We start from the raw sequence: 22,249 nt of genomic DNA on the forward strand, positions 1-22,249 counted from the left end.
GCGTCGTCACGTCACGGGGTCGGGATCAGCTCCCCGGTGTCGCCGGGCGCCGCGCCGTCGTCCGGCCGGACCAGTTCCGGCTCCACCTCGTGCGGCCGGATCCGGCCGGCCGCGATGTCCTCGGCGTAGTGGCAGGCCACGCGGTGCCCGCCGAGCACCTCGCGCAGCGCCGGCCGCTCCTCGGCACAGCGGGTCGGCTGGGCCCACGGGCAGCGGGTGTGGAACCGGCAGCCGGCCGGCGGATTAGTCGGCGAGGGCAGGTCGCCGGCGAGCAGGATCCGCTCCCGGCGGTCCTCCACCTGCGGGTCCGGCACCGGCACCGCCGACATGAGCGCCTTGGTGTACGGGTGCATGGGCTCCCGGTAGAGGTCGTCGCTGGACGCCTCCTCGACCAGTCCGCCGAGGTACATCACCCCGACCGTGTCGGCGATGTGCCGGACCACCGCCAGGTCGTGGGCGATGATCAGGTACGTCAGGCCGTGCTCGTTCTGCAGTTCCTCCAGCAGGTTGATCACCTGGGCCTGGATGGACACGTCCAGCGCGGAGACCGGCTCGTCGGCGACGATCAGGTCCGGGTCGAGCACCAGCGCCCGGGCGATGCCGATGCGCTGCCGCTGCCCGCCGGAGAACTCGTGCGGGTACTTGCTCAGCGCCGAGGCGGGCAGGCCGACCGCGGCGAGCGCCTCCCGGAGCCGCTTGTCGGTGGCCGCCTTGTCCTTGGCCAGGCCGTGCGCCTTGAGCCCTTCGACCAGCAGTGACTCCACCGACTGGCGGGGGTCGAGACTGGACAGCGGGTCCTGGAAGATCATCTGGATGCGGCGACGCATCCGGCGCATCGACTCGCCCTTGAGTGCGCGGATGTCGGTGCCGTCGAAGACGATCTCGCCGTCGGTCGGCTCGACCAGCCGCAGCAGGCCCCGGCCGAGGGTGGACTTGCCACACCCCGACTCGCCCACCAGCCCATACGTCTCGCCCTTGTTGATGGAGAGCGAGACGCCGTCGACGGCGTAGACGTAGCCGACGGTGCGGTCGAAGAGCACACCGCTCTTGATCGGGAAGTGGACCTTGACGTCGCGCAGTTCGACAAGTGGTCCGGTCCGCTCGGTCGACTCGGTCACGGCACCGCCACCTCCTCGGAAACGGGGTTGTTGCAGCGCAGGTCGCCGCCGGTCGCGGTGGGGTCGAGCGGGGGCGTGCCCTCCAGGCAGGCGTCCACCACGTTGTCGCAGCGGGGGGCGAACGCGCACCCCTCGACCCACGGGATGTTGTCGGCCACCGAGCCGCGGATGGCGTGCAGCCGCTCGCCCCGGGGCGAGTCCAGCCGCGGCACCGAGCTCAACAGCCCGTGCGTGTACGGGTGCCGCGGCCGGGCGAAGAGCTCGTGGCGGGCGGCCCGCTCGACCACCTTGCCGCCGTAGAGCACGTTGACCGTGTCGCAGAGGCCGGCCACCACGCCCAGGTCGTGCGTGATCATGATGAGCGCGGTGCCGGTCTCGTCGACGAGCTGCTTGAGCAGGGTGAGGATCTGCGCCTGGATGGTCACGTCCAGCGCGGTGGTCGGCTCGTCCGCGATCAGCAACCGTGGCTTGCAGGCCAGCGCGATGGCGATCAGCGCGCGCTGCCGCATGCCGCCGGAGATCTGGTGCGGGTACTCCTTGAGCCGCCGCATCGGGTCGGGGATGCCGACCGCGTCGAGCAGTTCCCGGGACTCCTTCATGGCCGCCTTGCGGTCCATCCCGCGGTGCCGCTCCAGCACCTCGGCCACCTGTGTGCCGATCGGCACGACCGGGTTCAGCGAGGAGAGCGGGTCCTGGAAGATCATGCCGATGTCCCGGCCGCGCCGGTCCCGCATGTCGTCCGGGCGCAGCTTCAGCAGGTCGGCGCCGTCGAAGTTGACCTCGCCGGTGACCTTGTTGCCCCGCCGGGGCAGCAGGCCCATGATCGCCAGGCTGGTCACGCTCTTGCCGCAGCCGGACTCGCCGACCAGGCCCACGGTCTGCCCCGGCTCCACGCTGAAGCTGACCTTGTCGACCGCGGTGAACGGCCGCTCACCGCGACGCTGGAACACCACGCTCAGATCGCGTACGTCGAGCAGGCTCATCGGGTCACTTCCTCATCGTGCAGGTCCTTGGTCCGCATCGCCGTCACCGCCGGCTCTTCGGGTCGATCGCCTCGCGCATGCCCTCACCCAGCAGGGTGAAGCCCAGCGCGACCACGATGATCGCGACGGCCGGGTAGTAGGCCAGCTCCGGGCGGACCTCGAAGTAGCGCTGACCGTCCACACCGAGCATCAGGCCCCACTCGGCGCGGTTGATGTCGGGGTCACCGAGACCGAGGAAGGACAGCGAGGCCGCCTCCAGGATCGCGGTGGAGAGGGTCAGCGTGGCCTGCACGATCACGGCGGTCATGGCGTTGGGCAGCATGTGCCGGAGCACGATCGACCCCTGCTTGACGCCGAGCGCCCGGGCGGCCAGCACGTGGTCGCTCTCCCGTTGGGCGAGCATCGAACCGCGTAGCAGCCGGGCGAAGATCGGCACGTTGACGATGGCCACCGCCAGGATGACCGTCCACTGGCTCGACCGGCTGGCCATGGCCACCAGGCTGATGGCCAGCAGCAGGGCCGGCAGGGCCAGCATCACGTCGGTGAAGCGCATCAGGATGTTGTCGACCCAACCGCCGAAGGCGCCGGCGATCGCGCCGATCAGCACGCCGAGGGCCAAACCGATCAGCGTGGCGAGCACGCCGACGAAGAGGGTCTGCCGGCTGCCGTGGATCATGCGGGACAGGAAGTCCCGGCCGAGCGGGTCGGAGCCGAGCGGGAACTCGCTGCTGGCACCGGGGATGTTGTCGACGGTGAGGTTCTTCGTCAGCTCGTCGAAGCGCTGCGCGGGGTCGTGCGGCGCGAGCAGCGGCGCGAAGATCGCGACCAGGATGAACAGCGCCACGATGGACGCGCCGACGATCGCCGTCGGGTTGCGCCGCAGCCGACGGAACGCGTCCCGGACCAGGCTCACGCCGCCCTTGTCGGCGGTGGCCTGGGCGAGCTGCTCCAGCCGGGCGCGCTTGCGCTCGCCGAGCCGGTCGAGGCCGCGCGGCAGGGTGCCCTCGCGCTTCTCCTCGACGGCGGCGGGGTCCACGCTCTCGCGCGGGGTGCCCACGACGGGCCGGGTGATCGGATCACTCATCGCACACGCACCCTCGGGTCGATGAAGGCGTAGGAGAGGTCGACCAGGAGGTTGACGACCACGAAGACCAACGCGGCCAGCAGGATCAGCGCCTGGAGCACCGGGTAGTCGCGGCCGCCGCTGATCGAGTTGTAGATCAGGGTGCCGAGGCCGCCCCAGTTGTACACCCGCTCGGTGAGCACCGCGCCGGAGAGCAGCGCGCCGGTCTGCAGGCCGATGGTGGTGACCACCGGCAGCAGGGCGTTGCGCAGGATGTGACGGCCCCGGATGGTCTTGTGCCGCAGGCCCTTCGCCTCGGCGGTGCGGACGAAGTCCTCGTTGAGCACGTCGAGCACGCTGGCCCGGGTGATCCGGACGATCACCGCGAGCGGGATGGTGGCCAGGGTGAGCGCCGGCAGGATCAGGTGCCACAGCGCGTCGCCGGCGGCGTCGAACTCCCGGGTGAGCAGCCCGTCGAGGACGAAGAACCCGGTCACGTCGGTGTTGTCCACCCCGGTGCTGATCCGGCCCGAGGGCGGGAACCAGTGCATGTTCTGGGTGAATACGTCCTTGAGCAGGTAGCCCAGGAAGAAGATCGGGATCGAGATGCCGAGCAGGGTGCCGGCGATGCTCAGGTTGTCGAGCAGCCGGCCGCGGTGCCGGGCGGCGAGGTAGCCGAGCGGCACGCCGAGCCCGATGGCGATGATCATGGCGGCAGCGGCCAGCTCGATGGTGGCCGGGAAGGCGCGGCCGATCACCTCGGTGACCGGGTCACCGCTCCGGATCGAGTTGCCGAAGTCGCCGGTCAGCAGCCGCTGCATGAACTTGGCGTACTGCACCAGGATCGGCTGGTCGTAGCCGAGGGCCTTGACCAGCAGGGCGCGCCGCTCCGGCGTGGCCCGCTCACCGAGCAGCGCCTCGATCGGGCCGCCGGGGAGATTCCGCAGCCAGACGAAGACCAGCGCGGACAGCCCTATCAGGGTCACCACCAGCTGCAGCAGGCGGCGGACTATGACTCGCAACATCTCTCACACACCAGATTCTCGGTAAACAGCGGGTCGGCCCGGGCCGGGAGAGAGAGCCCGGCCCGGGCCGATTCCGCGTACGGCGTCAGCGGTCAGTAGCGCTTCAGCCGACGCTGACGGTGTTGAACCGCTCGTCGGTCAGGGGGCTGGCGACCAGACCCTTGACGTCCTTGGTGACCACGATGGCCGGCGGGGCGTGCCAGACCGGCACGGCCGGCAGCCACTTGGCGGCGATGTCGCGGTTGACCTGCTCCCACGCGGCCTTCTTGCCGGCCTCGTCGACCGTGGCGTCGGCCTTGGTGATGGCGTCGAACATCTCGGTCATCGCCTGGTCGCCGAACTCGACCTTGGCGCGGCCGAAGAAGGTGCCGACGAAGTTGCCCGGGTCGTTGTAGTCACCGGTCCAGCCGAGAATGTGCAGGTCGTGCTTGCCGAACTGCTGCACGTCGTCCTTGTAGCCACCGTTCCACGGGCGGGCCACACCGTTGACCTTGATGCCGACGGCCTGCAGGTCGTTGGCCAGGACGGTGAAGATCTCCTGCGGGTTCGGCATGTACGGCCGGGAGACGTCGGTCGGGTAGTAGAAGTTGAGCGTCAGGTTCTCGGCGCCCGCCTCCTTGAGCAGCTGCTTGGCCTTGTCGACGTTGTAGTCGTACTTCTGCACGTCCTGCGCGTAGCCGAGCACGGTGTCCGGCATGAACTCGTCGGCGACCTTGGTGCCACCCGGGCCCTTGGTCTGGACGAGCTGCTGGCGGTTGAGGGCGTAGGCGATCGCCTGGCGCACCCGCAGGTCCTTCAGCTTCGGGTTCTTCTGGTTGAAGCCGAGGTAGAGGATGTTGAACGCCGGGCGGTCGAGGACCTGGAAGCCCTCGCCCGAGAGCGCCTTCCGGTCGGCCGGGGCCGGGAAGTCGATGCCCTGGACGGTGCCCGCCCGCAGCTCCTGCTTGCGGGTGTTCTCGTCCTCGATGACCTTGATGACGAGCTTGTCGACCTTGGCCTTCTCGCCCCAGTAGTCGGGGTTCCGGTTCAGGGTGATCTCACCCTTGGCCTTGTCCCAACCACCGAAGGTGAAGGGGCCGGTGCCCACCGGGTGCTCGTTGGCGAACGCGCTGTACTCGAAGGAGTCGCCGTTCTGCTTCACCGTGTCGGCGTCGTACTTCTTCAGCGCCTCGGGGCTGGCGATCGAGAGCGCGGTCAGCGCGAAGGCGCCCGGGAAGGCACCCTTGTACCGGTTCATCGTGACGACGGCGGTGCCGTCGTCCTTCGCCTCGCACTTGTTGTAGACCGGCTCGCCGACACCCTCGGCCTCGTTCTTGGCGAAGCCACCGAAGACGTCCGAGTAGTAGATCATCTGCGACTGGGCGGCGGCGCCCTTCATGTTGAACCAGCGGTCGAAGTTGAAGCAGACCGCGGCGGCGTTGAACGGGGTGCCGTCGTGGAACTTCACGTTCTTGCGCAGCTTGAAGGTCCAGACCTTGCCCTCCGGGTCGTGCTCCCAGCTCTCCGCCAGGGCACCCTGCAGGTCGGCCGTGCCGGGCTTGTTCTGCACGAGGGTGTCGTACATCTGCCGGATCGGCCGGAAGGACTCACCGTCGTCGTTGAAGATCGGGTCGAAGTTCTTCGGGTTACCGGCGCCCGCGAAGACGAAGGTGCCGCCGGTCTTGGCCCCACCGCTGTCGTCGTCGCGCTCGCTCTTCGCGCAGCCGGACGCCCCGACCGCCAGAGCGGCGGCGGCCGCGAGGGCCACGGCCGCTTTAAGCCTGCTCGCCTGCATCTCTCACCTCTGTCATGCGCATGTGTCCACGCCGAGCTGTGACTCAGTCCGTGTGCGGGAGGCTATGACACGACACACAGAATGCGGAACGCCCGTTAGGCAATCGCTACCAAGCCGACACCAAGTGGCCGGGTCTGACAGCGGCGGATCTCCCGACAAACAGGACTGTCACAGCCGGGAGCAGATAGTGGGATCGGATGAATCGGGGCGAAACAGGTCAGTCGCCGATCGGGCGGTGAGCCGGTGGCGAATCACACTCGTCCCACATTCCGGATGGGCGAACGACGCCGGCCGGCCCCTCGAACGGGACCGGCCGGCATGGTCGTCGCCGCGATCAGACCGCTCGGCGGCCCTCGAACGCGCGGCCCAGCGTGATCTCGTCGGCGTACTCCAGGTCGCCGCCGACCGGCAGGCCGCTGGCCAGCCGGGTCACCGCGATGCCCATCGGCTTCACCATCAGCGCCAGATAGGTCGCGGTCGCCTCACCCTCGGTGTTCGGGTCGGTGGCGAGGATCAGCTCACGGACCGCGCCGCCGCCCAGCCGGGTCATCAGCTCCCGGATCCGCAGGTTGTCCGGGCCGATGCCCTCCAGCGGGTTGATCGCGCCGCCGAGCACGTGGTAGCGACCGCGGAACTCACCGGTCCGCTCGATCGCCACGACGTCCTTCGGCTCCTCGACCACGCAGAGCACCTCGTCCGTACGCCGCGGGTCGCGGCAGATCCGGCACTGCTCCGACTCGGCCACGTTGTAGCAGGTGGTGCAGAAGCGCACCAGCTCCTTGACCTTGCGCAGCGCGCCGGCCAACCGGTTCACGTCGGCGGGATCCGCCGAGAGGACGTGGAACGCGATCCGCTGTGCGCTCTTCGGGCCCACGCCCGGCAGCCGGCCCAGCTCGTCGATCAGGTCCTGGATGGCACCCTCGTACATCTGCCGGCTCAGAACCCGGGCAGGCCGAGGCCGCCCATCCCGCCCGCGACCGGGCCCATCTTCTTCTCGGTCAGCTCCCGGGCCGCCTCGGCGGCGTTGTGCACGGCGGCGACGACCAGGTCCTCCAGCGTCTCCACGTCCTCCGGGTCGACCGCCTTCGGGTCGATCTTGATCGACTTCAGCTCACCGGTGCCGGCGACGGTGGCGGTGACCAGGCCCCCACCGGCGGTGCCGGTCAGCTCGGTCTCGGCCAGCTCGGCCTGGGCCTTGGCGATCTGCTGCTGCATCTTCTGCGCCTGCTTCAGCATCTGCTGCATGTTCGGCTGTCCACCTGGGCGCACGATGGCTCCTTCTCGCACTCGTCTGATCGGCCGCGCCCAGCCTAGTCGGGCGGCGGCACTGCTCCTCGGCGGTCGACGCGCGCTCAGCGCGCGTCGACCTCGTTGATCTTCTCGGCCCCGAACGCCTCGCGCAGCAGCTGCACGGCCTGCTCCTCGCTGGACTGCCGGGCGGTCCGCTCGTCGATCACGTCGTCGAGCGGCTCGTCGCCCGGATCGAAGCCCTCGTACGCGGGCGCCGCCGGGGCCGCCACCGCCGACCGGCCGCCGACCGGCCCGTCGTAGTCCGGGTCGTAGGGCGGCTCCCCGGCCCAGTCGGCGTCCGCGGTCTTCCGGGTCGCCTGCGCCGCCCGCGGGCCCTTGCTCGGCCCGCCACCGGCGGCGGCCGCCGCGGCGGCCGCGCGGGCCGCCGCGATCGCGCTGTTCTTCGGCGTGCCACCGGCCGCCGGTGACGGCGCCACGACCGGTGGTCCGGCCGGCTTCGGTACGGCCGGTGCCGCGACCGTCGTCGAGACGGCGGCCGGCGCGGCGGGCGTGGTCACGCCTGCCGCCCCGCCCGGACGGGCGGCCTCGGGCCAGTCGTCCCCGCCGGCGGCGGCCGTGGGGCTGGCCCCGGCACCCGCCGGCTCCCCGGCGCCACCCGGTCGGGCCGGCTCCGGCCAGTCCTCCTCGTCGTCGTCCCCGCCGCCAGCCGTCCCCGCAGCGGGACCGGCCGGCCGCCGGGCCGGACCACCGGACGGCTCCGACGCGCGGGCGTCTCCACCGGACGGGCCAGCGGCGTTCCCGGGCCGGCCCCCGGCATCGCTCGCCGGGGAGCCGGACAGGCCGGCGGCGTTCCCGGGCCGGCTCCCGGCCGAGCCACCGGCGTGGTTCCCCGGCGCGTCGGACGGATCGGCCGGGCGGGCCGGGCCCCCTGCCGGACGAGCCGGTGCGGCGTCCGCGCCGGCCGGTCCGGACGGCGGACGGGCCGGGACCGCTTCGGACGCCGGGCTCGCCGGGGCCGGATCGGAGGACGTCGGACGGGACGAACCGGAGGGGCGGGACGGACCGCCGAGCGAGGCCGCGCCCCGCTCGCCGGCCACCTCGCACCGGATCTGCCAGCGGCCGCCCAGCTCCTCGTAGAGCGCATCGGTGAGCACGGCCGCGTGGTCGGCCATCATCTTCGCCAGCACCGTCGACTTCACGGTCAGCACCAGCGTGTCGCCGTCCAGGTCGCGGACCACCGCGTCGCGCATCAGCGCCGCGATCCGCTTGTTGCTCCGGTTGACCTTGCCGACCACCTCCGGCCAGACGCGGCGCACCGCGACGGCGTCCAGCGCGCCGGCCGGGGCCGCGCCGGGGCGCGGCGGCTCGGGGGTCGCCGGATCGGGCAGCACCGCCGAGGCCGGCACCGGACGCCGGGCGGGAGCGCCGGACGCCGGACCGTCGGCCGAAGGGCCTGCGGGCATCCGGTCGGTCGGGGAGCCGCCCGGGGCCGGCTGGGCCGAGCCGGGGCGGGCGCCCGGACCGGGCTGGGCGGGGCCGGTCGCGGCCGGGTCGGCGGGGCGGGCCGGCACCGAGCGGGTACCGGCCGCCGCGGCAGCGGCGGCGCGGGCGGCGGCCGCCCCGGTCGGGGTGCCGGCACCCGCCGGCGTGCCGGCGGTCTCCGGGTCGGGCGCGGCGGCAGCCGCCGTCGGGGCGGGAGTGGCCGGGCGTACCTCCGGGGCGGGAGCGACCGGCGCGGAGCCGGCGGCGGCCGACGGCGGCTCGGTGCCACCCAGCGTCAGCCGGCGCTCCATCCGCTCCAGGCGCTGGAGCAGGCCGCCGGCCGAGTCGTCCAGGCCGGGCAGCAGCATCCGGGCGCAGATCAGCTCCAGCAGCAGCCGGGGCGCGGTGGTGCCGCGCATCTCGACCAGGCCGTTGTGCACGATGTCGGCGCAGCGGGAGAGGGTGGCCGGACCGAGCTGCTGGGCCTGGGCCGTCATCCGCTCGATCTGGTCGGCGGGGCCGTCGATCAGGCCCTTGGCGGCGGCGTCCGGCACCTGCTGCAGGACGATCAGGTCGCGCAGCCGCTCCAGCAGGTCGGAGGCGAACCGGCGCGGGTCGTGCCCGGCCTCGGCGACCCGGTCGACGGTGGCGTACGCGGCCGCGCCGTCCCCGGCCGCGAGCGCGTCGCACATCTCGTCGATCAGCGCGGAATCGGTGACGCCGAGCAGCGCGGCGGCCCGGGCGTAGCTGACCCCCTCCGCGCCGGCGCCAGCGATGAGCTGGTCGAGCACGGAGAGGCTGTCCCGGGCGCTGCCGCCACCGGCGCGCACCACCAGCGGGAACACCGCGGGCTCGACCTTGACCCCCTCGGCCTCGGTCAGCTGCTCCAGGTAGGGCCGGAGCACCTTCGGCGGGATCAGGCGGAACGGGTAGTGGTGCGTCCGCGACTTGATCGTGCCGAGGACCTTCTCCGGCTCGGTGGTGGCGAAGATGAACTTGACGTACTCCGGGGGCTCCTCGACCAGCTTGAGCAGGGCGTTGAAGCCGGCCGACGAGACCATGTGCGCCTCGTCGATGACGTAGATCTTGAAGCGGCTGCGGGCCGGCGCGAAGAACGCCTTCTCGCGCAGCTCACGGGCGTCGTCGACGCCACCGTGGCTGGCCGCGTCGATCTCGATGACGTCGATCGACCCGGCGCCGTCGGTGGCCAGCGAGCGGCACGACTCACACTGCCCGCACGGCTCGGGGGTGGGCCCCTGCTCGCAGTTGAGCGAGCGGGCCAGGATCCGGGCGCTGGAGGTCTTGCCGCAGCCCCGGGGGCCGGAGAAGAGGTAGGCGTGGTTCAACCGCCCGCTGCGCAACGCCTGCGACAGCGGCTCGGTGACGTGCTCCTGGCCGATGACCTCGGCGAACGTACGGGGCCGGTACTTGCGGTAAAGGGCCAGTGCCACCCGTCCCGCCTCCTCTCGACCGAGCCATTCTGCGCCGGTCGGCCGCGGGTGACCACCCACCACCCCGTGACCTGACCCGCAGGGACGTTACCGGCACCCGGAGACAGAAAGGCCCCCCGTGCACCCGTCAGAGCCCGCTTATCCTTGCTGCCTTCCGGCCCTGGGGAGGTTCACGAGATGCACGCCGCACGGGGGGTGCCGCCAAGCCTACCCGACCCGGGGTGGATCTTCAGGGGGTGGTGGGGTGTCCCGGCCGTCGGGGACCTGTATCCTGGCTCGCGGAGGATTCGCCTAGAGGCCTAGGGCGCACGCTTGGAAAGCGTGTTGGGTTAACACCCTCACGAGTTCGAATCTCGTATCCTCCGCTCTCTTGAGCAGGACAAACGGAAGGGCCGGCCCCATCAGGGACCGGCCCTTCCGCTGTCACTCAGGGCACAGTCACGGCAGGGTACGGATCCGCAGGGTCACCATCTCCGGCTCGGCCAACTGGTCGGTGACCGCGTAGATCTTGTTGCCGGACACGGCCAGCCCGCCGTTGACCAGGTTGTGCGCCCACGTCTCCTGGTTCGGCAGGTGCCCGAACTCGTACGTGGCGGTCGGCGTGGTGGCACCCGACTCGAACACCCAGACGTCCTTGTCGTACGACGAGTCGGTGCCTGCGACGACGAGGCCGTCGGGCCGGATCGCCACGGCATTCGGATACGGCACGGTCGGGTACCGGTGCACCTCGACGAGGTCGGACGTGCGCAGGACCGGGTGGTAGTACGGCGCGCCCGAGGGGACGATCACCTCGGTGCCGTCCGGGGTGAGGGCCAGCTGCGCGACCGAGCCACCGTCGGTCCGGCTGATCGCCCGTTGGATCAGCCCCGTCGCGGTGGCCTCGAAGCGGACCAGCAGGGCCGGGCTGGTGCCCGTCGCCCCGGCGATCAGCATGTCGGGCTGAGCGGGCGAGGTGGCCAGCAGCATCGCCGAGGTGATCCGCTGGTCGATGGCGTCGACGGCGTACACGTCGAACTTCCCGGTCGCGAGGTCGACCCGGCCGATGCCCGCCGTGGGCTCGTTCTCGCACCCCCAGGAGACCCAGAGCTGGCCGGCCGCGAAGGCCATGTCCTTCGGGCACGTCATGGTCCCGTCGGTCTTCCCGGCGAACTGCCCGTCCAGTTCCCAGGTGTCCAGGTCGACGATCCGGAGCCAGTCCTGGTCGCCGGCGGCGATGTAGAGCTTCCTGCCGTCCGGGCTCAGCGTCATCCCGGCGGCCCCCGGCGCGATGCCCGGAAGGGTACGCAGGACGTTGCCGGCCAGGTCGGTGACGATCAGACCGTCGGTGCCCTTGCCTCCCGTGATGTAGACCCTGCTGCGCGCCTCGTCCACGACGATGTCGCCGAACCGGAAGTTGGTGACGTAACCCGGGATCGGGATCTGCACGTTCACGTCGGTGCTCGGCGGTGGGGTGGTGGCGGTCGGGGTCGGCGTCGGCGTCGGGCTGGTGGTCGGGCTGGACGTCGGCGAAGCGGTGGGACGCGGCTTCCGTCCCGGCTGCGGAGACCTGGTCGTCTTGTCGGCCTTGGCGGTGGTGCCACCGGCGGCGACCAGTTGCGGCGCGGCGGTCCTGCCGTCGGCGGGCCGGTCGCCACCCGCCACGGCGGTGCCCGCACCGGCGGCCAGGAGGGCGAGAACGCCCACCCCCACCATCCAGACTCGTGCGCGCCGGCCCCTGTGTGCTGTTCGGCTCATCGTTCCCCGTTCGTGATCCGATACGCGACGCGGGCCGGAATCGGACCCTGGCCCGCCGACCAGAAGGCGCTCCGAAGTGCATGGATGTTACGCAAAACACCAGCGGCACGGCTCCCGTCGGCCGGTTCAGCCACACCCGTCCGTCCGGGGGCCGGCCCTTCGCCGTTTCCCCCAACGCGGCGTCTGATCGCCGCCAGACTCCCCGCCCGCCGCCGAGCAGGCTGGTGGCATGACCGGAGTTCTGGACGGAAAAGTGGCATTGGTGACCGGCGGCAGCCGGGGTATCGGGGCGGCGGTGGCACTGCGGCTGGCGCAGGAGGGCGCCGACGTGGCACTGACCTACGAGCGGCGCGCCGACCGGGCGGCCGAGCTGGTGGAGCAGATCAAGGCGGTGGGCCGGCGCGCCCTGGCGGTGCCGGCGGACAGCGCCGACCCGGCGGCGGCGCGCGCGGCGGTCGACCGGGTCGCCGGTGAGTTCGGCCGGCTCGACGTGCTGGTCAACAACGCCGGGGTGTTCCTGACCGGCCCGGTGACGGAGCTGGGCACGGACGAGGTCGAGCGGACCATCGCGGTCAACGTGCGGGCGCCGTTCGTGTTCGCCCAGGCGGCGGTCGGGCACCTGACCGACGGCGGCCGGATCGTGAACATCGGCAGCAACGTGGCCGAGCGGGCCGTGTTCCCCGGCCTCGCCCTCTACTCGATGAGCAAGACGGCCCTGCTCGGCCTGACCCGGGGCCTCGCCCGGGAGCTGGGCGGCCGGGGGATCACCGTGAACCTGGTCAATCCCGGGCCGACCGACACCGACGCGAACCCGGCGGACGGGCCGAACGCGGACGCCATCCGCGGCTTCACCGCCCTGGGTCGCTACGCCGCGCCGGCCGAGATCGCCGCCGTGGTGGCCTTCCTGGCCGGGCCGGACGGCGGCTACGTCACCGGCGCGACGATCAACGCCGACGGCGGCTTCACCGGCTGACCGGCGCCGCGGCAGGGGCCGGCTCCACCGGGGTCGGCCCCTGCCGCGGTACGCCGTCAGCCCCGCTCCGCCGTCCCGGCGGCCGGGGCGGCGGCATGCGGGGTGGCCGGTGCCGGCGCGGCCTCCTCCAAGCCGGCGGCAGGCGGGCCCTCCGATGCAGCGGGACGCGGGCCGCCGCGCAGCGCCCAGACGGCCAGCTGGATCACCCGGTGGTCGACCAGTTCCAGCAGGCCGGCGCCGGCCAGGACCGCGAGCGTGCCGGGGCCGAAGGTGAGCGTGTTCACGGTGGCGGACACCCGCCCGACCAGCGCGTTCGGCGTCTCCCGCTGCACCGCGGTCCAGACGGTGATCAGCACCAGCGGCGCACCGACCCCGACCGCCAGGGTGCCGGCGACCACCGGCACGAGGCCGGGCGCGGCCCGCAGTGCCAGGCCGACGGCCAGGAGCGCGGCCGCCACGGCGGTCACCCGCCGGTCGCCGAGCCGGCGCAACAGGGCGCCGGCGGCCAGACCACCGACCAGTGACCCGACGCCCTGCACCGTGCCGAGCACCCCGTTGAACTCCGGCGGCCGGTGCAGGCCGTCGTCCACCACGGCGTACGCGAGGGCGCCGTTGATCCCGATCAGCAGCATGGCGGCCCCCGTGCAGGCAACCAGGTGCCGGAGCAGGGCGTGCCGGCGCAGGTGCCCGAGTCCCTCGGCGAGCTGGCGGGTCCAGGGCTCGGGCGGGGGCGGGGGCGCCTCGCGGACCCGGATCAGGGTGAGCAGCAGTGCGGCGAGGGCGAAGGTGGCGGCGTCGAGGAGCACCACGGGGTGCCCGCCGTACGCGGCGAAGAGGCCGGCGCCGGCCAGCGGGGCGACCAGCTTCATGCCCTCGTTGACCGTCATCCGCAGCCCGTTGAAGTCACCGAGCAACTCGCCGGGGACCACGGCCGGCACCAGCGCCGCCTCGGCCGAGTCGATGAGCACGAAGCTGACCCCGTACGCGACCATCACCGCGAAGATCAGCCAGACCCGGGCGGCGGTGTCGACCAGCAGCAGCACCGGCAGCAGGGCGGCCATGGCCAGGTGCAGGGCGATCAGCAGCGGCCGGCGGCGGAACCGGTCGGCCAGCACCCCGATCAGCGGGGCGACCAGGGTGGGCCCCCAGGTGCCCAGGGTGACGAGGCCGGCCAGGCTGCTCGACCCGGTGAGGTCCTTCACCCAGATCCCGGCCACGAGGAGCATGGCCGCCGTGCCGAAGCCGGACACCAGCACCCCGGCCAGGTAGCGCCCGGCGTCGCGGTTGCCCAGCACCCTCGTCGTACCCCAGCTCATGGCACCTCCCCCGTGCGGTGCGATTCTGTCCACACCCGACCCCCAAGTCAATGCTTGGGGGTGGATGCGGCGGGCGGGTACGGTTCAATGGCGGCCGTGAGCACCACCGACCCGCGCCTGCGCGCGCTGGCCCATCCGGTACGACTGCGCATGCTCTCGCTGCTGTGGAGCGCGCCGCTCTCGGCCGCCGCGCTCGCCCGGGAGCTGGCCATCTCCCACGCCCTCGCCAGCCAGCACCTGCGCCGGCTGGACGCCGCCGGCCTGGTCGAGCTGGCCGACGTGCGCGCCCGGCGCGGCGGCCGGGAACGCCGCTACCGGGCGGTACGCGGACCCTGGCTCACCGAGCAGCAGGAGGGGCAGCCACTGCTCGCCGAGTCGCTCGCCCGCAACCTCCTCGACCGGGTGGCCGGGCGCGCCCCGGGGACGGCCGGCGTCACCACCGACGCGGAGCTGTGGGTCTCCCCCGACGCCTGGGCGGCGGCGCGCCGGCGGCTGCACGCGATCATGACGGAGCTGCACGACGCCGCCCAGCCGCCGCACGCGCCCGGTACGGTCCGGGTGGGCGCCACCCTCATGGCCTTCGAGATGACCGACCCGCCACCGGCCGCCGAGGAGGACTGACCAGCCGTCGTACACATGTTCCATCCACAGCCTGTGGACGCCGAGGGGAGCGGATGAGTTACCAGCTCAGCGCGGTGGTCGCCGACATCGAACTGCTCCGCGAGCAGACCGCCGGCCTGGACCACGCGGTGCTCGCGGCGCTCCGCCAGGACTTCGCGCTGCTGCCGGTCACCTCGCAGCTCGTCGAGGAGCTGACCGGCCGGCTGCCGGACTTCGCCACCGGGGAGCCCTCGGCGGAGCAGCCGTTCCAGCTCGTCCTCTCGCCCGCCCTGAGCCAGTTGCTGGCCCGCTGGTCCCGGCGGGGGCCGGTGGCGTACCTGGAGGCGGAGTTCGCCGGCGGGCTGGGCCACCAGGCCGCGGCGGTCTGGCTGGGCGGCGAGCCGAGCTGGGGGCCCTGCTTCGACGACCGGCTGGACCGGCCGCGCGCCGAGTGGCCGATCAACGCGGCGCTCGCCCGCCTCGGCGCCGAGCCGGGGCCGTGGATCGACCCGTTCGCCGAACTGGGCCTGCACCTGGAGCGCGACACGGCCGGCTGGCTGGCGCACGGGCGGCGCGGACTTTCCGCGGACTACTGGGACGAGCTGGCCGAGGAGTGGGAACTGCGGCAATCCGACCAGCACCAGCAACCTCATCGCTCCGGTCCCGTTGGGGACTGGGGGATTGCATGAGATTGCGACAATTCGGATTCATCGCCGCGCTGATGGCGGCCGCCTCGATCGCCGGCAGCGGCGTCCGTCCACAGGGGCCGGACGTGCCGGCCCGGCCGGTCGGAGCGGCCGAGGTGGTCAGCCTCGACGGGCTGGACAACGCCGAGTTCGGCGCCACCGAGGACGACCTGACCCGGCGCGGCGTCCTGCGCACCGACGAGGACGCGTGCGGGCCCACGCTGGCCGGCCACGGCTCGGTCAGCCCGATCTTCGTCGACGACCGGCTCGTCCTGCTCTGGCTCGACGACCCGATGAGCACGCCCGAGGGGATCACCGTCGGCACGCCGGTCGACGCGGTGCACGACGCGTACCCGTCGGTGGTGGACCTCGACGCTCCACAGGAGATGCACCGGTTCGACGGCCTGCTGGCCCGCAGCGGCGACCGCGCGTACCTCTTCCTGCACGACGGCAGCACGGTCCGAAAGATCATCGCCGGGTACGCGGACTGGGCCCGCCGCCTCTTCGACGAGGGCTACGGCCCCTGCTGACCCGTCCGCCCGCCGGACGTGGGTTGTGCGGCCGCCCGGTGGGACGGTAGAGACGACGCATGCGTCGGGTGGTCATGGTCGGCCTTTCGGTGATCGTCGTGGCCCTGCTGGGCGTGGCCACGAACGTCGCCACCGGGGCGCTGCCCGGGCGCTGGTCCCCGTACCTCTGGCTGGCCTGGCCGTTGGTGCTGCTGCTGGTGACGGTCCTGGTGGTCATCGAGGTGCAGCGCGGCCGGGAGCCGCGGGGGATCGGAACGGCCGGCGCCGCGCGGGCCCGGAAGGTGCTGCTGGAGCGGGTCCGCCGCTACTGGGTGACCAGCGTCCTGGACCGGTCCCTGTACCAGGAGGCGCGGATCGAGCTGGGCATCGCCGCGACCGCCGACGACCGCCGGCACCCGTGGAGCCTGCGGGCCAGCCACCGGGACGGCCTCACCGGCTCGCTGGACGACCGGACCTCGATGTCGGCCCTGTTCGACCAGCTCGACCAGGCGGTGGTCATCGTCGGCGCCCCCGGCGCCGGCAAGACGACCACCCTGCTGGAACTCGCCCGGGACCTGCTCGATCGCGCCGACCACGACCCGGACGCACCGATCCCCGCCGTTTTCAACCTCTCCTCCTGGGCCACCCTCCGCCGGCCCCTCGACCAGTGGCTCGTCGAGCAGCTCACCGAGCGGTACGGCATACCCGCCGAACAGGCGGCCGGCTGGGTGGCCGCGGGAGAGATCCTGCCGTTGCTGGACGGCCTGGACGAGGTGGCCGAGCCGCACCGCGACGCCTGCGCCGAGGCGATCGCCGCGTTCCACGGCCGGCAGCCGCTCACCCCGATCGCCGTCTGCTGCCGGCAGGCGGAGTACGCCCGGCTCCGGTCGGAACTGCCCCTCTACGGCACCGTCGCCATCCAGCCACTGGACCGGTCGCAGATCGCGCGGTACCTCGACCGGCCGGGGCTGGGCGGCCTGCGGGACGCGCTCGAGGCCGACCCCGAGCTGTGGCAGCTCGCCGACTCGCCGCTGATGCTCAGCATCATGGCGCTGGCGTACGCCGACCCCGCCGACGCCGGACCCGGCCCGGCCCCGGCCGGCTCCGACCGCGAGCGCCTCTTCACCCGGTACGTCGACGTCATGCTGCGCCGCCGGCCGCACCCCCGGTACCGGCCCGAGCGGACGGCCCGCCACCTCGCCACCCTCGCCCAGGTGCTGAGCCTGCGCGAGCAGACGGTCTTCGTGCTGGACATGATCGACGAGTCGTGGTCGGCCCGGCACTCGGCCGCGCTGTGGACCTCGACGGCGGTCACCCGGCTGCTCAGCTGCACCGCACTCGCCGCGCTGCTCGGCGCGGCGGGCTGGGCGCTGGGCTCGGTGACCGGCCTGGTGGTCGCCGGTGGGCTGGTGGCGCTGGCCGTGCTCATGTACGCGGCCAACTACGACGACCTGTTCGACCTCACCTGGGCCATCCGCGACCGCGACGACCGGCGCCCGGAGAGCTGGGTGGTCGCCTGGACCATGGGGCTCGCGGAGCTGGAGCGGTTCATCCAGGTCTCGGCGCTCGTCGCCGGCGCGGCCGTCGGCGGGCTCACCGGCTGGCTCGCACCCGGCGGCCCGAGCTGGACCGCCGGCCTCGGCTACGGCGCCGGATTCTTCCTCGCCACGGTGGTCACCCTGGTCGCCCTCGACAGCGCCCAGGTGCTGCTCTACTTCCGGCCGCCGCCGCCCCGCACCGGCCGCCGCGAGCTGCCGAGCCCGTTGCTGCGGCAGCGGCTGACCGTGATGGCCGGCAACCTCGTCGCGCTGGGGCTGGGCGTCGCTGCGCTCGGCTTCGCGCCGGTCGCACTGGCCCGGGGCGCGGCCGAGGCGCTCCGCTTCGCCGTGCTGCTCGGCGGCGGCACGAGCCTCCTGCTGTTCAGCGTCGTCGCGTTCTCCCCGATGATCGAGCAGGCCCTGGTCCGGCGGCGGCTCGCCCGGGCGGACCTGGTGCCGTACCCGCTGCTGCCGTTCCTCGACCACGCGGTGCAGTGCCTCTTCCTGCGCCAGGTCGGCGACGGCTACATCTTCGTGCACCGGGAGCTGCTCGACCACTTCGCCGAGCGCGCCGATGCCGACATGCCGCTGCTGCGGTTCCGGGCCGCCGCCGCCCAGGCCCGGACGGAGCAGACACGACGAAGCCGCCGGGATGTGCCGGGCGCTTCGACGGTTGGCGGCGGCGGAGTGTGAACCCGCGGCCGAGGCAACCCGTTCGTACAATCCGCCTATGCCCGAGTCTTCCGGTTTGCCGGAGCTTCTCCGTACCGCTGAGGGGACGGCGGCGCTCTCCGTGGCCACCCGCTACTGCTCGCCCGCGCTGCTCAATCACTCCATCCGGTCATACGTGTGGGGGGTGACGTACGCCCGCGCACACCGGATCGCCTTCGACGACGAGCTGTACTACGTCTCGGCCCTCCTGCACGACGCCGGGCTCACCGAGCCGTTCGACAGTCATTCGCTTCCGTTCGAGGAGGCCGGCGGGCAGCTGGCGTGGGTGTTCGGAGTCGCCGCCGGCTGGCCCGAGGCCCGCGCGGCCCGGGCGGAACACATCGTCGTCACGCACATGCGCGCCGACGTGTCCGCCGCCGACGACGCCGAGTCCCACCTGCTGCAGGTCGCGACGGCCTGGGACGTGGCCGGACGACGTCCTGAGGAGTTCCCCGAGCCCCTGCGGAAAAGCGTGCTCGACCGGTACCCCCGGCTCGACTTCGCCACGGAGTTCCTGGCCTCGTTCGAGGACCAGGCGGAACGCAAGCCGTCCAGCACGGCGGCACAGTCGATCGGATCCGGCGGGCGCAGCAGGCTCCTCGCCCATCCGCTCGACGCCTAGTCGTCCCGGCTCCGCACGACGACAGCGGCGGGTGAACCGGCTCACCCGAGCCCGGTCCGGCCCTCGGTACGCCGGAAAGCGGAACGCCCGATCGATCCGTGACGGATCGACCAGGCGTTCTCGCATCTCACGAGCGGTGGCGGCGGGATTTGAACCCGCGGAGGGCGTAAACCCTCACACGCTTTCGAGGTCTGCGATCATCTATCCGCGATGGTTCCCCACCCCGGCGCTTGGCCGCCCCGCGAACGTCAGCCCCATTTTGTCAGCTAGTCACGCTCACTTCGGCCTCGCCCTCTTCTACCCAAAAAATTGGCCACCCCGCCGTCTAGCGGTAGATCCGATGCGAATAGTAAGGCTATTGCTGCCGCGATTATCGTAGCTTGAACAGCTCCCGTTCCCGACCCGGCCGGATCCACTGTAGGTAGCTGAGGGTAGAAAAACCCCAATGCCGCCAAACCTATCGCCGGCACGACGCGGCGCACGAATCCGGCTAGGTGGACTCTCAGATCTCGCTTGACTTGGGCGCTTGCCTCCTGCCAGCCATTCACACATAGAGACTCAACCTCGCTCGTCATCTCTTGTAGGACGCTGTCGACCTCCCTGGGAGTTGAAGAGTCAAGGAGTTTCCGCTCGTGGTCTCGTAGTCGACAAGCAACGGCCTCCGTTCTGTTGCGGTACAGGGCTTTATCCTCGAGGCTGCCGCCGAAGCTTCTGACGCAGCGGTCGATGTCTAGAATCATTTCCGATCGGTGGAATCGGATGATCGAGACGATCGCTTTTTTGACCGCCCTCTTGTGCATACACGACCTGCTTCGGTCGATGTACGTGATTAAGCAGAGGTATGTCTCGACCGCAATATGCAGGGGTGGTGGATATCCGTTAATTCGCCGGCTCAGCACCTCGACGGGTGATCTGGATCCAGCTATGTAGAACATAAAATCGACCACGAACGCACCAACAACGTACAGCGCGGTAGCTATCGCAAAGGTATGCACAATAGCCAGCGTCAGAACTCTATCACTTTGCGCGACACTGTCTCTGTTCATAAAGGATTCCAGCAGGGCGTTGCCGTTCCCGCGAATGATCCACCATGCGAACAGCGCACTGGCCCCTATCTCTGCAAGCCGGACCAAGAGAGGAGCAAAGGAGAGGGGCGGAATCCGAGCCAGTGCTCCGAATATGAGGGTCAGCAGCATCCATGACATGATCGCGCCGAACCCGACAGCCACGACCCCTCCGGCGGGAAGTTGCGCATCAACGAATGAGGCGGAGAAGACGGGAATCGCAAGGAGCAAGGAGATGCTCAGCCCTACGCCAACAACCGATAGAGGAGTCCTGTAGATCCACCTATCATTAATAGCTGAGTGAATCGAAATCCGCCGTAGAGTGAGGGCCGTCGGCCCCGCAGGGCCGCCGGGCGTGGCGCTATGTTGGGAAACGACGCTGAGCCAAGTGGCATACAGTAGGCGCGCTCGCGGAAGCACCCGGAAAGCTGGCCAGTGTTTGGTCTGCAACCAGAGATTAATGGCCAACGCCCTGAACTGTTGTTTTGCCTCTTCTCGTAGCGCGCTCATGACCGTCATTGAGCCCTCCCTCTGGCGCATACCTCGAGATGTTAGCGCGTCGCGTCAATGGGGAGAGTGACGGTTCATAGCGGTTCCCTGCCTTTTGGTGGCGGGCCCGCGAACGGATGAGACGCCAACTGAGACTCCGTGCGCCTTCGTACACGTCACCCGAGACTTTACTGACCGGCGTCAGCCTCTATAAGCTGGCGAGCCCTCTCCGACTCAGCCTCCATTTCACCGAGCAACGTGGACATCAACTCACGCCTTCTGTCGGCGTACTTGGTTGTGAGCTTCTCCATGATGCCGGCAGTTAGGATGATGCGATCATCGGCCAGGTCGCGCAATTCTGGCGATAGTGGAGCCCGCTCGGGATGCGCAATGATAACTGTCGCGCCTAGGCCCTGAACGGCTCGGACTGCTTCAGCCAAGTCTCTATCCCCCGCGATGAGCACGATTACGCCGCAGGACCCTTGTTGAACTAGACGGAGCATGTCCAGGACGATTAGCGTGTCAACGCCCTTCTGCTGGTAGAGTCGCTCCAGCTTCATTCGACTCATCAGGTCGGCATAATCGACACCCAGTTCGGCGGTCGCAGCCTTAAGTGCTGGCTTGAAATCAAAAGGACGGGGCTCCAGGTGGCCGAGTCGCAGTTGAAGGCCAGCACACTCCTCCAGCTCGGCGAAACGCTTCTGCTGCTCAGCATATTTCTCACGGTGAGTTTCGGGATATGCCCCGTCGTACCAGTAGCCTCGCAGGAAACCAAGACCAAGTCGCCTTGATACAATGCGGAGCCAGTAGACGAGTTCTTCGCCCTCGACCACGGCCGGTCTGCCGAGCAAATTCACCGCCGAGCGAGCCAAGAAGCCTGCATCAACCATCCCGATCATTTGAGTCTTCATGACCCCTCCAAGGAAGGTGTTTCCCATGGCTGACGAAGTGGACCGCGATTATACCGCAGCCCACGATTTTCCAATGTTGGTGCCTGACGACAGTATCGACACCACACTTGCAAGCCTCGTTGACATGGCAGAGTATGTCGGTGATGCCTTTGAGGTGGGCCTTCTCCTTTTGGTGCCGGGTGGGGCAATCCACGGAAATCTGGTGAGCAAGAAGCGCTGGTACGCCGAGTGGTTTGCCGGCATTGGCGGCGGCGCGGGATCAATCGGTAGGATTTTTCGAGTGATCAATGAAGCAGCCGGCAAAATGGCTGACGATGGATCCGTATTTGATCACACCGGAGTTTACGTCCACATCCTTGACGGGTGTCTTCTGAATCCCCAGGGCCAGACCAACCGAATGCCCTGGCGGATCAAGCTAAACCAAGTAACTGCTTGGAGCCTAGGGGCGGCAACCGGTCAGGGCGCTGAGCAGGGCGTCAACTAGTCCGGTGTGAGCGGAAAGGCTCGGGGTCAATCCGTCCCTGAGGCCGCGGGATGGGCACTGTGGAGCGCCGGGCAACCATAGGCCCGGTGAAAGTTAGCCGCGGGACCGCTCGATCAGAACTTCAGCGATCCGCCCCATACTCGTGACTACGGCATCCGCCCCGGCCGCTCGGAACGCTTCCACCTTTGGCGGCCGGTTCGCATATCCGATCACTCGCGCGCTGGCGGCTCGTGCTCCCTCGATCGACAGTGAGTCGCCAACGAGGACGCAGCGGCCCGACGGCTCGCCGATAGCGCGAACCGCATGGATGATCGGCTCCGGATGGGGCTTCATGCGGGCCGGATCGGCGTACGCCCGGCCGACCACGGGCGATACGTACCCGGCGAGCCGGTGCGCGGTCAGATAGGCGGTGACCGCCCCGGCGGAGTTGTTGTTGCTGACGACCGCCACTGGTAGCCCAGCCTG

The 22,249-nt window shown here is 70.7% G+C and carries 19 protein-coding genes, 1 tRNA gene, 1 other RNA gene and 1 pseudogene; 8 read left to right on the top strand and 14 right to left on the bottom strand.

Translation table 11 applies throughout. The features are described 5' to 3' along the window. Positions 1–11: 11 nt before the first annotated feature. The 9 genes from IEY96_RS27585 to ffs all read right to left on the bottom strand — a co-directional run bounded on the left by IEY96_RS27585 (position 12) and on the right by ffs (position 10,345). Positions 12–1,118 (bottom strand): ABC transporter ATP-binding protein, encoded by a 1,107-nt coding sequence (locus tag IEY96_RS27585; RefSeq protein WP_189197720.1) that lies wholly within the window; start codon positions 1,116–1,118, stop codon positions 12–14. Further along, positions 1,115–2,101: an ABC transporter ATP-binding protein gene (locus IEY96_RS27590; protein WP_189197721.1), complete on the bottom strand. Its 987-nt coding sequence runs from the start codon at positions 2,099–2,101 to the stop codon at positions 1,115–1,117. Before IEY96_RS27590 ends, IEY96_RS27585 begins: the two co-directional genes overlap by 4 nt. Positions 2,102–2,144: 43 nt before the next feature. Next, on the bottom strand, positions 2,145–3,185 hold the full coding sequence (locus IEY96_RS27595; protein WP_189197722.1) for an ABC transporter permease: 1,041 nt from the start codon (positions 3,183–3,185) through the stop codon (positions 2,145–2,147). Continuing rightward, a complete protein-coding gene (locus IEY96_RS27600; protein ID WP_189197723.1) occupies positions 3,182–4,189 on the bottom strand; it encodes an ABC transporter permease in 1,008 nt (335 codons plus the stop codon). The genes IEY96_RS27595 and IEY96_RS27600 overlap by 4 nt, the downstream gene beginning before the upstream one ends. A 103-nt stretch (positions 4,190–4,292) precedes the next feature. Continuing rightward, positions 4,293–5,963 carry an ABC transporter substrate-binding protein gene (locus tag IEY96_RS27605; RefSeq protein WP_189197724.1) on the bottom strand — a complete coding sequence of 557 codons (1,671 nt, stop codon included), beginning with the start codon at positions 5,961–5,963 and terminating at the stop codon, positions 4,293–4,295. Between the two features lie 334 nt (positions 5,964–6,297). After that, positions 6,298–6,891, bottom strand: a complete 594-nt coding sequence (recR, locus tag IEY96_RS27610) for a recombination mediator RecR (RefSeq protein ID WP_151462313.1) — start codon at positions 6,889–6,891, stop codon at positions 6,298–6,300. Between the two features lie 8 nt (positions 6,892–6,899). Next, entirely contained in the window at positions 6,900–7,208 is a 309-nt protein-coding gene (locus tag IEY96_RS27615; RefSeq protein ID WP_229791943.1) for a YbaB/EbfC family nucleoid-associated protein, read from the bottom strand. 107 nt (positions 7,209–7,315) lie between these two features. After that, the gene (locus IEY96_RS27620) at positions 7,316–10,147 is read right to left on the bottom strand and encodes a DNA polymerase III subunit gamma and tau (RefSeq protein ID WP_189197726.1); all 2,832 of its coding nucleotides are present in this window, start codon (positions 10,145–10,147) and stop codon (positions 7,316–7,318) included. A gap of 107 nt (positions 10,148–10,254) precedes the next feature. Further along, positions 10,255–10,345: signal recognition particle sRNA small type (gene ffs / locus IEY96_RS27625), an RNA gene on the bottom strand. Positions 10,346–10,427: 82 nt separating this feature from the next. On the opposite strand from ffs, the gene IEY96_RS27630 reads away from it, so the two are divergent. After that, positions 10,428–10,512 (top strand) — tRNA-Ser (locus IEY96_RS27630). A 73-nt stretch (positions 10,513–10,585) separates the two neighbouring features. Here the strand turns inward: IEY96_RS27630 and IEY96_RS27635 are convergent. Next, entirely contained in the window at positions 10,586–11,839 is a 1,254-nt protein-coding gene (locus IEY96_RS27635) for a WD40 repeat domain-containing protein (protein WP_189197727.1), read from the bottom strand. Between the two features lie 271 nt (positions 11,840–12,110). Here IEY96_RS27635 and IEY96_RS27640 point away from each other — a divergent pair, with 271 nt between their 5' ends. Next, the gene (locus tag IEY96_RS27640; RefSeq protein WP_189197728.1) at positions 12,111–12,854 is read left to right on the top strand and encodes an SDR family NAD(P)-dependent oxidoreductase; all 744 of its coding nucleotides are present in this window, start codon (positions 12,111–12,113) and stop codon (positions 12,852–12,854) included. Between the two features lie 56 nt (positions 12,855–12,910). Here the strand turns inward: IEY96_RS27640 and IEY96_RS27645 are convergent, their stop codons facing one another. Continuing rightward, positions 12,911–14,170 (bottom strand): MFS transporter, encoded by a 1,260-nt coding sequence (locus tag IEY96_RS27645; RefSeq protein ID WP_189197729.1) that lies wholly within the window; start codon positions 14,168–14,170, stop codon positions 12,911–12,913. 96 nt (positions 14,171–14,266) lie between these two features. On the opposite strand from IEY96_RS27645, the gene IEY96_RS27650 reads away from it, so the two are divergent. Genes IEY96_RS27650 through IEY96_RS27670 form a run of 5 tightly spaced genes read left to right on the top strand, consistent with a single transcriptional unit; the run spans position 14,267 to position 18,836 of the window. Next, positions 14,267–14,791, top strand: a complete 525-nt coding sequence (locus IEY96_RS27650) for an ArsR/SmtB family transcription factor (protein WP_189197730.1) — start codon at positions 14,267–14,269, stop codon at positions 14,789–14,791. 53 nt (positions 14,792–14,844) lie between these two features. Continuing rightward, positions 14,845–15,459, top strand: coding sequence for a hypothetical protein (locus tag IEY96_RS27655; RefSeq protein WP_189197731.1), 615 nt, complete (start codon positions 14,845–14,847; stop codon positions 15,457–15,459). Positions 15,460–15,491: 32 nt separating this feature from the next. After that, entirely contained in the window at positions 15,492–15,986 is a 495-nt protein-coding gene (locus IEY96_RS27660; protein WP_373293659.1) for a hypothetical protein, read from the top strand. Positions 15,987–16,045: 59 nt separating this feature from the next. Continuing rightward, complete coding sequence (locus IEY96_RS27665; RefSeq protein ID WP_189197733.1) at positions 16,046–18,196, top strand: NACHT domain-containing protein; 2,151 nt, start codon at positions 16,046–16,048, stop codon at positions 18,194–18,196. Between the two features lie 37 nt (positions 18,197–18,233). Further along, positions 18,234–18,836, top strand: a complete 603-nt coding sequence (locus IEY96_RS27670) for an HD domain-containing protein (protein ID WP_189197734.1) — start codon at positions 18,234–18,236, stop codon at positions 18,834–18,836. Between the two features lie 266 nt (positions 18,837–19,102). On the opposite strand, the gene IEY96_RS27675 is transcribed toward IEY96_RS27670, so the two are convergent. Together IEY96_RS27675 and IEY96_RS27680 are read right to left on the bottom strand one after the other, a co-directional pair. Continuing rightward, entirely contained in the window at positions 19,103–20,419 is a 1,317-nt protein-coding gene (locus tag IEY96_RS27675) for a hypothetical protein (RefSeq protein WP_189197735.1), read from the bottom strand. A gap of 158 nt (positions 20,420–20,577) precedes the next feature. Then, positions 20,578–21,300 (bottom strand): NYN domain-containing protein, encoded by a 723-nt coding sequence (locus IEY96_RS27680; RefSeq protein ID WP_189197736.1) that lies wholly within the window; start codon positions 21,298–21,300, stop codon positions 20,578–20,580. Positions 21,301–21,325: 25 nt separating this feature from the next. Between IEY96_RS27680 and IEY96_RS27685 the strand changes: the two genes are divergently transcribed. Then, positions 21,326–21,784, top strand: a complete 459-nt coding sequence (locus IEY96_RS27685) for a GvpU-like protein (protein ID WP_189197737.1) — start codon at positions 21,326–21,328, stop codon at positions 21,782–21,784. Between the two features lie 93 nt (positions 21,785–21,877). Here IEY96_RS27685 and IEY96_RS27690 read toward each other — a convergent pair. Next, a pseudogene (locus IEY96_RS27690) lies at positions 21,878–22,249 on the bottom strand (HAD family hydrolase); the annotation flags it as partial.

The sequence above is a fragment of the Micromonospora fulviviridis genome (genome assembly GCF_014648395.1).
GTDB classification, from domain to species: Bacteria; Actinomycetota; Actinomycetes; order Mycobacteriales; family Micromonosporaceae; genus Micromonospora; species Micromonospora fulviviridis.